This is a genomic window from Komagataeibacter europaeus, from assembly GCF_002173515.1.
Classification (GTDB): domain Bacteria; phylum Pseudomonadota; class Alphaproteobacteria; order Acetobacterales; family Acetobacteraceae; genus Komagataeibacter; species Komagataeibacter europaeus.
Genome location: NZ_CP021467.1, coordinates 807,993 through 818,728, shown reverse-complemented (window position 1 = coordinate 818,728; position 10,736 = coordinate 807,993). Strand labels below are relative to the sequence as shown.

Annotated in this window: 10 protein-coding genes; 3 read left to right on the top strand and 7 right to left on the bottom strand. The window is 59.0% G+C overall.

Annotated features, from left to right (window positions below; all coding sequences use genetic code 11):
* Nucleotides 1-98 precede the first annotated feature (98 nt).
* From S101446_RS03635 to S101446_RS03625, 3 genes are all read right to left on the bottom strand, one after another.
* Nucleotides 99-1,112, bottom strand: a complete 1,014-nt coding sequence (locus S101446_RS03635; protein WP_087607635.1) for a zinc-dependent alcohol dehydrogenase family protein — start codon at nucleotides 1,110-1,112, stop codon at nucleotides 99-101.
* Nucleotides 1,113-1,641: 529 nt separating this feature from the next.
* Nucleotides 1,642-3,087: a sugar porter family MFS transporter gene (locus S101446_RS03630; protein WP_087607634.1), complete on the bottom strand. Its 1,446-nt coding sequence runs from the start codon at nucleotides 3,085-3,087 to the stop codon at nucleotides 1,642-1,644.
* Between the two features lie 306 nt (nucleotides 3,088-3,393).
* Nucleotides 3,394-3,696 carry a hypothetical protein gene (locus S101446_RS03625; protein ID WP_244184468.1) on the bottom strand — a complete coding sequence of 101 codons (303 nt, stop codon included), beginning with the start codon at nucleotides 3,694-3,696 and terminating at the stop codon, nucleotides 3,394-3,396.
* 370 nt (nucleotides 3,697-4,066) lie between these two features.
* On the opposite strand from S101446_RS03625, the gene S101446_RS03620 reads away from it, so the two are divergent.
* Complete coding sequence (locus tag S101446_RS03620; RefSeq protein ID WP_087607633.1) at nucleotides 4,067-4,735, top strand: hypothetical protein; 669 nt, start codon at nucleotides 4,067-4,069, stop codon at nucleotides 4,733-4,735.
* Between the two features lie 82 nt (nucleotides 4,736-4,817).
* Here the strand turns inward: S101446_RS03620 and S101446_RS03615 are convergent, their stop codons facing one another.
* Nucleotides 4,818-5,225 carry a tautomerase family protein gene (locus S101446_RS03615; RefSeq protein WP_019087239.1) on the bottom strand — a complete coding sequence of 136 codons (408 nt, stop codon included), beginning with the start codon at nucleotides 5,223-5,225 and terminating at the stop codon, nucleotides 4,818-4,820.
* Between the two features lie 16 nt (nucleotides 5,226-5,241).
* Nucleotides 5,242-6,885 carry a GMC family oxidoreductase gene (locus S101446_RS03610; RefSeq protein WP_087607632.1) on the bottom strand — a complete coding sequence of 548 codons (1,644 nt, stop codon included), beginning with the start codon at nucleotides 6,883-6,885 and terminating at the stop codon, nucleotides 5,242-5,244.
* Between the two features lie 137 nt (nucleotides 6,886-7,022).
* Between S101446_RS03610 and S101446_RS03605 the strand changes: the two genes are divergently transcribed.
* The gene (locus S101446_RS03605) at nucleotides 7,023-7,898 is read left to right on the top strand and encodes a LysR family transcriptional regulator (protein WP_087607631.1); all 876 of its coding nucleotides are present in this window, start codon (nucleotides 7,023-7,025) and stop codon (nucleotides 7,896-7,898) included.
* 24 nt (nucleotides 7,899-7,922) lie between these two features.
* Here S101446_RS03605 and S101446_RS03600 read toward each other — a convergent pair whose 3' ends face one another.
* Nucleotides 7,923-8,774 (bottom strand): SDR family oxidoreductase, encoded by an 852-nt coding sequence (locus S101446_RS03600; RefSeq protein WP_208620549.1) that lies wholly within the window; start codon nucleotides 8,772-8,774, stop codon nucleotides 7,923-7,925.
* Nucleotides 8,775-9,056: 282 nt separating this feature from the next.
* Nucleotides 9,057-9,713 (bottom strand): hypothetical protein, encoded by a 657-nt coding sequence (locus tag S101446_RS03595; RefSeq protein WP_087607629.1) that lies wholly within the window; start codon nucleotides 9,711-9,713, stop codon nucleotides 9,057-9,059.
* Nucleotides 9,714-9,978: 265 nt separating this feature from the next.
* Here S101446_RS03595 and S101446_RS03590 point away from each other — a divergent pair, with 265 nt between their 5' ends.
* Nucleotides 9,979-10,548: a recombinase family protein gene (locus tag S101446_RS03590; RefSeq protein WP_087607628.1), complete on the top strand. Its 570-nt coding sequence runs from the start codon at nucleotides 9,979-9,981 to the stop codon at nucleotides 10,546-10,548.
* Nucleotides 10,549-10,736 lie beyond the last annotated feature (188 nt).

Sequence of the window (10,736 nt, the reverse complement as noted above, 5' to 3'; positions counted from 1 at the left end):
ATTTTGTATCAGGGCGCGGTATCCGGCGCGCGGGTTCTGCGCCGGACCGGTCGCGCCAGCAGGCGGAAAGGACAGGTTCTTATCCCGGCTGCCCTGCCCTATTTCTGGCAATCAAGGCATATCTTGCCGAAATGCCGGTTGCTTTCCTGATATCTGAAGGCGTCCACAATATTTTCCAGCGGGAATATACGGTCAATGACGGGCCGGATGGCATTACCGTCAAATGCCCTTATCATGGCCTGCTGATCTGCCCGGCACCCGACAAGCACGCCCTGCAGGCGGCACTGCTTCAGCAACATCGGCACGATTTCCAGTTGGCCTGAAACCCCGCTGAGAATGCCGATGGTGGAAATATGCCCTCCCACCCTGACGGCTTCCATTGACTGTTCGAGGGTCCTGGCGCCGCCGACTTCAATAATATGGTCAACCCCTGTCCCGCCGGTCAGTTCCCAGGCCGTTTTACCCCATGCGGGATCGTGCCGGTAGTTGATGAGGTGATCTGCCCCCAGTTCGCGCAGGCGTTCAAGTTTTTCGTCACTGGAGGACGTGGCGATAACTGTCGCCCCGGCCATCTTGGCAAACTGAAGCGCGAATATCGATACACCACCTGTCCCCTGCACCAGCACGGTGCTACCGGGCCTGACCTGATCATCGACAAACAGGGAACGCCATGCGGTCAGGCCCGCCGTGGTCAGTGTCGCGGCCTCGGCATGGGTCCAGCCGCGCGGGGCATGTGTGAACGAGGTCGCAGGCGCCGTGACATCTTCACGCGCATAGCCATCAACCCCGTCGCCCGGTACCGTGGTAAACCCGATCACCTGCGGCGCGCCGGCAAGCCAGGTAGGGAAGAAAGTGCTGACCACCCTGTCGCCGGGCGCGAATTCCGTAACGCCCGCGTCAACTTCAATCACTTCGCCAGCCCCGTCCGCCATGGGGATGCGCGGAACGGTTGGCCCCCACATGCCGCTTACAACGGCATAATCATGATAATTGAGGGATGAGGCATGCAGCTTGACCCTGATTTCACCATGTGCCGGAGCCCTTGCCGCCTGTTCCGTGATGGTTACATTTTCAAAACCACCCGGAGGCCGCACCACTATTGTCCTGACCATGACCGGTTTCTCCTTTCTGCTCTCATAACCGGGATATCAGAGACGGCGGAGCATTTCCAATGTCAGGCCATTTCATGAAATCTCATGCGGATACACATCTTTATTTCCCTGTATTGCCAGGCTCAGGACCTGTTAATTTATTGAACTGAGTAAGGCATTGCGATTCACAGGCTTACCGATGGAGGTCAGGCTGTGAGTGACGTGTAGCGACCAGATACGACCGCTGCGCTCATACATTCATATCCGCAATCCACATCGCAGCAAGCTTCATCTTCCATCTCAAAGAATGAGTCCTGTGCCTAGACCGGCCAGAAGTATATTTCGCATGCCTGCCCTGTTCCCCATCATATATAAAGCCCACGCCATCCTGAGTTATGACAGCAAAACCTGACGCGAAGCTGAATATATGATCTGCGGGCAGGAGTTTATATTAAATTATATTATGAAAACGATTATCATTTAAATAAATATAGACATTCAGGTGCATGGTTCTTCCTCATTACTTTACCGTAATGCCATGACCCGCCGGTTACAGGCCACGCGCCAGGCCGTGCGGGTCGTTGCCGGCATGGGCACCGGGGCGGCCTTCGGGGGAAAAGTGATCTTCCAGGTGCCCCTCCAGTTTTTCCAGCGACAGGCCTTTCGTTTCCGGCAGGAACCTTGCCACGAACATCAGGGAAACCAGATTGATCGCGGCAAAGGCGAAGAAGGTCGATGCGCCAATCCAGTGCAGGGCGGCTGGAAACAGGAAGGAAACAGTGGCGTTGAAAACCCACTGGGCCGCAACGGACAGCCCGGTCAGGATGCCGCGCGCACGCATCGGGAACAGTTCCGACATCAGCAGCCAGTACAGCGGCGAGACCATCATCTGGATAAACAGCAGCGCCACAAGGATGAAGCCCAGCGCCACCATGCCCTGCATGGGCGATCCACCCATCAGCAGTAACGTCGCCCCAAGGCCCAGATGCGCGCATACGACACCGGCAAGGCCGCCCAGAAGCGTGAAACGACGCGCGAACCGCCCGATCATCCATATCCCCAGAAAGGTTGCGATGACCGCGACGACACCCGCGCCGATTGTCGCGGTCAGGGCCGCCTGGGTGCCCAGACCGGTCTGGCGCAGGATGATGGGCGTAAAATACATGAAGGCGTTCACGCCGGTGAACTGGGCGGAAAACCCCAGCCCGATCCCGACCAGCAGCAGGCGCCGGATCCAGACCGTGCCCAGGGCCTCGCGCCAGCCCATCTGGTCGGATTCCTCGTTCACCTGTGCCCTGATTTCCCCCATTTCCCTGCTGACCTGCGTGTCGGTCGAGCGGATGAGTTCAAGCACCTTCCGCGCTTCGTCGGTCCGGCCACGGCTGGCCAGCCAGCGGGGGGAGCGCGGCACGAAAACCAGACCAAGCCCCAGCAGGAAAGCCGGGACCGCCGCGATCGCAAGCATGGTGCGCCAGATGTCATTGGCCCCGGAAAACCGCGCCAGCAGGGCGCTGAGGACATAGGCGACCAGTTGCCCGGTCACGATCATCATCTCATTCTGGCTGACCAGCCGCCCACGCCTGCCCGGCGGCGCCATTTCCGAAATGAACATCGGGACAAGGGCGGACGCGCCGCCGACGGCAAAGCCGAGTACGGCGCGCATCACGACCATGACCGGGACCGTAGGGGCCTGTGACGTGCCGATTGCGCCGAACATGAAGATCACGGACAGCCCCATGAGGCTGTCGCGCCGCCCCACCCGGTCCGCCACGATACCGCACAGCAGCGACCCGACGGCCGCCCCCAGCACCAGCGCGGACGTAACCAGCCCTTCGGTCAGCGGGGTCAGGCCCAGCCCGCCCTGCGCGGATGGCAGTTGCATGAATGGAAGCGCGCCTGCGATCACCCCCGTGTCATAGCCGAATGCGAGCGCACCCATCGTGACGACCACGACAATTTTCGTTACCAGCTTCCGTGCGTCTGTAAGCGTTTTCATTCATGCATCCACAGTCTTTCAACCGTGTTCCCCCGAACGGATGGGCACTGAAAGCTGTCTATTTCTTTCATGCCATGAGACCGGAAAACACCTGGCGCACCTGTCGGGTTGCATAATTTCTGAAATGTCAGGAAATCTGTCTGTTCCTTTTTTCGGTTGTGCTTCGTCATTTCTGTGCCGATGGGCGAAACCGGCCGCTGATACTCGATATGTTCCCACGGTCGCGGTCACTACATTGCGATCGGCAGGGAATAATATTTGCGGCGGCGGTTTCCGCCTGCGCTCTTCCCTGCCCTCCGCTGGCGGCTAGTCCACGATATGCGTGGCCTGCGCGTCGTTTCCGGGTAGTGTCCCGGCAACAGGAAACAGGGCGCGGCAGGCCGGGCGCAACTGTTCGCGTCGGGCCTGCAGGCAGGCTGCAATTTTTTTCTTGTTGGGAATGTCCTTCCCGCAGAATTTGAATGCGTCCCTTTCACATGCATGGGCTTCGCGCGCGCGTGTGCTCCCGGCGGCCAGGCACGTATTCATTCCCGATAAGAGCAGGACGAGCACCCCTGCGCTGTTGATGCCGGTCTTCATGATCCGATATCTTTTTGTTCTTGTGGTCATGAACCATTCCTTTTCGCATGTATCGATCCGATCAGCGCCCGCGACACCTGCGGTGCGCTGACTCTGTTCCGGGTTATATAAACGATACGGTATCGTTCATCAACGGGTGCAGGCGGGTTCCGGTCATGACTGATGGCCGGGCATGGAACCGTGGCGTGGTTTATGGATGGACCGCCGTGGTCACGCGGCGCGCATTGCCAGAATGTTCCTGCCATCTTTCATCTGACCCGCCTGAATGTCAGCAAGTGCTGCGGGCGTGACTTTCCGTGCTGGCAGGCATGAAGTATGTTGCCATGAAAGCATGGCCAGTGATGAAAAATTATGGTATTATTTTATTTATTATAGGTGAAATGTGAATAGACTGACATTTTTGATATTTGTATTACTGGCCGGTGTATCAACCGCGCAGGCTCAGGACGGTGGCGCACAGGAAACGCCAGCCCAGTTTGCGCAGCGTACTGGCCGTGACATTGCCAATAGTGAATTTGCCACGCCTGCCGATGCGCAGGAAGTGCAGTCGCAGGGCGCGCTGGAATACATGACGCGCAGATGTAATGAAGCGTTCCGGACGAATGCTGTATTAAGACAGCCATGCATCGATGCCGCGACCGATCAGGACATGAAAAACTTCATGGCCGCGCAGCAGGCGGCCAAAGGCGCGTCATCGCCTGCACCGCAGGCCCCGCCTGTTACGCCGGTCTATAGCATCATTGACGTGATTGCCGCCGGGAATTCCATCATAGGCAGGCATATTCAGGTCAATGGCCGCGGGTCATGTGTCCTGAGCGCCAATATATGTATCATATCGACAGAGGCCGCGCTGGAATCCAGTACGGCTGGTGATTACCAGTATCTGGCGTTCAGCGTACAGAATGTTGCTGATGGAAGCGACCTGCGCAAGGCAGTCGTCAAGTGTTCCGACATGACGCATGACATATGCAACATGCAGGTTGTCGGGTCCATTGTCAGTAAACAGGATAAAACTTTTATCATGTCCCCTGAATCCCTTTATATCATGGCCCCGGCCAATGTTGAATGACGGCTGGTACAGGGCCGCATGCCTGTTTCCCGTTGTGAAGACAGGACCGGGGAGTAGAACCCCGGCCCTGTTCCCGTTGACGTCACGAGACCTTGGGCGTGCCAAGCTTTCCGGTCAGGAATTGCGCTTCCCCGTTGCCAAATGACCAGTCGGCGTCCGTGTTTTCAACATAGTTGACCATCACGTCGCTGGACGCGATGCCGCACTTTGCGGTCAGCGCTTCGGTCAGCAGGCGGTAGAAGGCGGTTTTTTCATCGACCGTGCGCGGGCGCGTGGTGACCGAGATGATCATGACATCGTCGGTGCGCGGAATGCCCAGTCCGGTATCCTCGATGCGCACGCGGCTTTTCTTGTGTTCATATATGATCTGGTACCGGTCGCGCGGCGGTACGCCGAAAGCGTCCAGCATCGCCTGGTGGGCGGCGTCCAGTATGGCGGTCAGTTCCTTTTCGGAACGGCCTTCGAGCATGTCAAAACGGATAAGAGGCATGTAAGCAATCCCTGTTTCAGGCGACAAGCGCCGGTGTTGACGGTGATCTGGCGGCATTCAGGATCATTGCCGACGCTTTTTCACCGATCATGATACTCGGGGCATTGGTATTGCCCGAGGTAATGCGCGGCATGATCGAGGCATCCGCGACACGAAGCCCCGCCATGCCGTGTACACGCAGTTCGTGGTCAACCACGGCCTGCGATCCCTGCCCCATGGCGGCGGTGCCCACGGGGTGAAAGATGGTGGTGGCGATTTCCCCGATCGCCTTTTCCAGGTCGGCGTCACTCTCCAGCGACGGACCGGGGCGAAACTCCTCCGGCCGGTAGCGCGCCAGCGCTGACTGCGCCACGATCCGCCGTGTCAGGCGTACGGAGTCAATGGCCACGCGGCGATCTTCCTCTGTCGAGAGGTAGTTCGGGTGGATCGCGGGCGGCACGGCCGGGTCGGCGGATTTCAGGTGAACGCTGCCCCGGCTTTCGGGACGGACATTGGCCACCGCCGCAGTAAAAGCGGGAAATGGGTCAAGGTCGCCGCCAAAGGCCGCAAGGCTGAGGGGCTGGACATGATATTCCAGGTTGGCCGTCGCGTAACGCGCACTGGACCGGGCAAAGATGCCCAGCTGGCTGGGCGCCATCGACATGGGGCCGGACCGGGTCAGCAGGTATTGCAGGCCGATCCTCGCCTTGCCCAACAGTGACCCGGCTTCGGTATTGAGGGTCTCGACACCGCTGACCCTGTAGGCGCTGCGGATCTGGAGGTGGTCCTGAAGGTTTTCACCCACGCCGGGCAGATCCTTTACAACCTCGATGCCAAATGCCTGCAGCCGTTCACCCGGCCCGATGCCTGAACGCTGCAGGATGGCAGGCGTTCCGATCGCGCCCGCAGACACGATCACCTCGGCACGGGCGTGGACACTCCGCACCACGCCGTTGGCTTCAAAGCGCACCCCGATTGCGCGACCATCGCGGAACAGGACGCGATGGACCAGCGCGCCGGTCTGCACGCGCAGGTTGGGCCGCTTCATGACCGGGTGCAGGTAGCCGCGCGCGGCACTCCAGCGAAACCCGTGTTTCTGCGTGACCTGAAAATAGGATGACCCTTCGTTGTCACCCCGGTTGAAGTCGTCGATCTTCGCGATGCCAGCCTGTGCGGCGGCGTCGCGGAAGGCATCAAGCAGCTTCCAGCGCAACCGCTGCCGGTCGACATGCAGCGGCCCGCCCACGCCATGAAAGGCGCTGGCGCCCGCGAAGTTATCCTCCGCCTTGATGAAATAGGGCAGGACATCATCCCATCCCCATCCCGTATTGCCCATTTGCCGCCAGCCGTCATAATCGGCGGCCTGCCCGCGCATGTAGATCATGCCGTTGATCGACGAACACCCGCCCAGCAGCCGCCCGCGCGGGTAATTCAGCACGCGGTTGCCCAGATGGGATTCCGGATCGGTCCTGAACATCCAGTCGGCACGCGGGTTCCCCATCGCGAACAGGTAGCCGACCGGGATATGGATCCATATCCAGTTGTCGTTGCCGCCGGCTTCCAGTACCAGCACCCTGTTGCGTGGATCGGCGCTGAGACGGTTTGCAAGTACACAACCCGCACTGCCCGCGCCGATTACAATATAGTCAAAGTCACCAAAGTCATCGGTTCCAGTCGCCATGTGACGAACTCCTTCCCCCTGCCCGGCTCTGCGGCCGGTAGGGAGAGGATTATTCCCCCGCATGCGGCGCGGGAAATGACGTGGACGTGAAAAAAACGAATTGGTTGAATGAATACAAGTCCGATATGGAATAGAATATGGATATCAATACATTACGCCTGTTCATCGCGGTCGTGCGTGAAGGCGGTTTCTCGCAGGCGGCCAAGGCGGTGCTGTCCACCCAGTCAACCGTCAGCAAGGCGGTGAAGCGTCTGGAGGATGAACTCGGTCTTGTCCTGATTGACCGGGCGGCCCCCGGCATCACGCTGACGGACGCCGGTAACGTGGTTCTGCGCCGGGCCCGGACGATCCTGGCTGAACGCGACGACCTGCTGGTGGAACTGCGGGAACTGCGCGGGCTGAAGCGCGGCGAATTGCGGCTTGGCCTGCCGCCAATCGGCAGCGACACGCTGTTTGCGCCCACTTTCGTCGCGTTTCGCGACCGGTATCCCGGGATCGGGATCCACCTGATCGAACGTGGCTGCCAGGACCTGAAGGATCTGCTGCGCGCGGGTGAAATCGACCTTGCCGGCCTGCTTCTGCCCCTGTCCGATGAATTCGCATGGCAGGATGTGTGCGTGGAACCGGTCGTGGCTGTCGTCGCGGCGGCGCATCCGCTTGCCGCGCGCCGGTCGGTGCCGATCACCGCCTTTGCCGATTCAGCGTTCCTGCTGTTCGAGACAGGGTTTTCGCTGAACCAGATCGTGCTTGCCGTCTGCCGCCGCAATGGCTTCATGCCGAAGGTCACGGCACGCTCAACCCAGGTTGAATTCCTGTTCGACCTGATCGCGGCGGGACTGGGTATCGGTTTCCTGCCGCGCATGATGGTGGAAACGCGCCAGCATGACGGCATTCGTGCCATCGCGCTCGATGGGCCGGGCATGCTCTGGCACATGACGCTGGCGTGGCGGCGCGGCGGCTACCTGTCGGATGCGGCCAAGGCATGGCTGGAACTGGCGCGGCGACCGGATTGATACGCCCGCTGTCAGGGGAACGCGTTATTCATCTACTGGCGTGCCGGGTTGCATATCATAGCAGGTTTCAACCAGCGCGAAGCGTTTGCCCAGGTTCTCATCATATCTGCGGGTCCATGCGTCATCCATCTGCCTGCGCTGCATTTCGACATTCTGTCCGGGTTTAACGTTGCGATAGGTGTCAATCGTGCCCTCGATCACGCCGATGGTGGTATCGACGACCGGCTTGATGTCAAACTGCCTGTAGGGATAGGCAATGTGTTCGTAATCGAACAGGTTGTCCGAACGGCTTTTGTCCCAGCTTTTCCATGCATCGAAGATACGGTCATTGAAACCCGTCAGGAACGGGCCGGGATTGACCGTCGCCACCGCGACACCGAATTCCTGCAGTTCCTTGCCCAGTGCTTCCGCAATCGCCTCGATGGCGTGTTTCGATGCGGAATAGGCCCCGGTAAACGGGTCGGCGGTCAGCCCCGCGCATGAAGACATGAAAACGATCTTTCCCGCCCTGCGTGTCGCCATGCGTCTGGCGATGGCCTGTGTCAGCATGACCGGCCCGATCACGTTGACCTCGAACTGCCGGCGCAGGTGGGCTTCGGGTATGTCAACCATGGACCCGCCTTCCCCGATGCCCGCGTTATTGAGGAGCACGTCAACATCCAGCATGCTGAACCGCGCGCGGTCCGCTGCATCGGTTACATCCAGCTTTTCAACCTGCACGACCACGCCGCGCTGTTCGGCTTCATGTTCCAGCTGGAAGATCTGGGACGGGATTTCAACGCCCGCGATAACGGTCCATTGCCGCGCCGCCAGCCGCAGGGCGATTTCCCTGCCAAAGCCTGTTCCGGCACCGGTGATGAGGACGGTCCTGTTCATGGTGGCCACTCCGTTTCCTGCATGGGCCGTCGTGCCGTGCCGCGCGGGATGCGCGGTGGCCCATGCATGACGGTTAATGGCCCAGTGCGCGAATGGTTTGATAAAAAGCAGGACGCGCGCCGGGCCTGCCGCCCCTGTCCCCTGCCGCCATGGGCATTGACTGGCCGTAATCCGCGTCCTGTCGGCTACAGGCGACCCGGTCGATCACATTGTGGTCCGCGCGGGCTGGCGGCCCGGAAGCCTTTGTCGTTTTTGATCAGTGAACGGTTTTCAGGCCGCGTCTTACTGACCGATGACAAGGCAGATTTCCCCTGTCTCCCCCGCCACGTAATGACGGATGTACAAGGGGGTGGAATCATTGTCCCCTGCAATGGACCGACTGTTTTCTTCCGACAGGCCACAGGCATTGCCCCGCAGTCTGGCGACCGCCCACGCATTGCAGTCCAGTTCGGTTGGCGTGCCGGCCAGCAGGCCGATCAGGGTCATGTCCGTATCGCCATCGTACGTGACCGTCAGGCTGGCGACACCCTGGAACACGATGGATACGGTGGCGTCGGCGGTTTCATCATCCAGGCTGACATCAAGCAGCAGCAGGCCGGGATCGGCTGATTTCGGGCCAAGGATCAGGCGGCCCCCATGCGTCGCCACCATGATGCGCACCCACAGGATATGCAGCGCGCCCGTACTGTCGAATTCCACCGTGCCGCCACGCAGCACATAGTCACGCTGGCAGGACCGGGCAATATCGACCAGCGAATTCCGCAGCCATGTCCCCGTCCCGATCACCTGCCGTTCCGAAGCGCCGCAATTGCTGTCGAACATGGATGCGTTTCGCGCGATTTCCATCAGGGTGCGCCGCAGGACAAAAGAACCACCACGAATTTCCTGATCCGGCCGCTTGCCGGGCAGGTCGTGAAGTCTGTCTGTGCGGCGCACCATGAAACCCGGTATCCTGTTTTGCATAAGTTTAAGAGTTTTGATAAACTGTATTTCAGATACTCTATTACTTGCCGTTAACGCAACATATTTCAGCGTATTTAATAAATGCGTTTTTAATTGAATTATGGGAATATATTCCTTAGAATTACATCACCCTGAAGGAAAATAAAACAGACTTATGCATTTTCGCCATATGACGCCTGTTCACTTTCACCTTTTTTGATTACGACAGGTGATTGGAATTTAATTCTGATTTGATGATAGAATGCTGATCGGTTATGCGCGTGTAAGTACGGATGAATGCACCCTTGACGTTCAGGTGTGGCATTTGCATGACGCGGGCTGTGAAGCGGTCTACGAAGATTCCCTGCTGGAAGATGAAAAGAAGCGGCCCGCGCTGCGTCGTCTTCTGCAGGAGGTCACGAAGGGCGATATCGTCACCGTGTACCGGCTTGACCGGCTTGCGCGTTCGACGCAGCACCTGCTGGAAATTGCGGAATCCTTGCGGCGCAGGGATGTCGGGCTACGCTCCATCTGTGAACCGTGGGTGGATACGACATCGTCCGAAGGCCGCATTGTCATGACGGTATTCGCGGGCATAGCCGATTTTGAACGTGCCCTGATCCGCGAACGCACGGCGATGGGCCGCCTGAACGCCCGCCAGCGCGGCATTCACATGGGGCGTCCGGCCAAGGTCGATCCGGCGGAAAGTGCCGCTATATATAGAATGGTCACGCAGGATGGCCTGCCGGTTGCGGAAGTGGCGGATCGGTTCAATGTACACAAGGCGACCATTTACCGCATACTTTCCAAATGCCGCAGCAGGGAAAGCTGAATTCCATGTTCATATTTTATGGGCTGGATCAATGTCCGGTCCGTTTGATTAAGGCATGGCATCGCGCCTGTCTTGGTGGGGACTGTCTGAAAACAGAATACTGGTAAATAAAAGTTGCCAGGTGCCGCCTTTTTTGAAAAAAGACGGCACCCAGAACTTTTGTTTTTTAGCAACGTGTTGTTTTCAAA

Excerpts from the sequence above, each read along its gene's own strand:
- S101446_RS03625 (WP_244184468.1), bottom strand. The coding sequence starts at position 3,696 with ATGACCACAAGAACAAAAAGATATCGGATCATGAAGACCGGCATCAAC.
- S101446_RS03600 (WP_208620549.1), bottom strand. The coding sequence starts at position 8,774 with ATGAACAGGACCGTCCTCATCACCGGTGCCGGAACAGGCTTTGGCAGG.
- S101446_RS03630 (WP_087607634.1), bottom strand. The coding sequence starts at position 3,087 with ATGAAAACGCTTACAGACGCACGGAAGCTGGTAACGAAAATTGTCGTG.
- S101446_RS03590 (WP_087607628.1), top strand. The coding sequence starts at position 9,979 with ATGCTGATCGGTTATGCGCGTGTAAGTACGGATGAATGCACCCTTGAC.
- S101446_RS03635 (WP_087607635.1), bottom strand. The coding sequence starts at position 1,112 with ATGGTCAGGACAATAGTGGTGCGGCCTCCGGGTGGTTTTGAAAATGTA.
- S101446_RS03595 (WP_087607629.1), bottom strand. The coding sequence starts at position 9,713 with ATGGTGCGCCGCACAGACAGACTTCACGACCTGCCCGGCAAGCGGCCG.
- S101446_RS03605 (WP_087607631.1), top strand. The coding sequence starts at position 7,023 with ATGGATATCAATACATTACGCCTGTTCATCGCGGTCGTGCGTGAAGGC.
- S101446_RS03610 (WP_087607632.1), bottom strand. The coding sequence starts at position 6,885 with ATGGCGACTGGAACCGATGACTTTGGTGACTTTGACTATATTGTAATC.
- S101446_RS03615 (WP_019087239.1), bottom strand. The coding sequence starts at position 5,225 with ATGCCTCTTATCCGTTTTGACATGCTCGAAGGCCGTTCCGAAAAGGAA.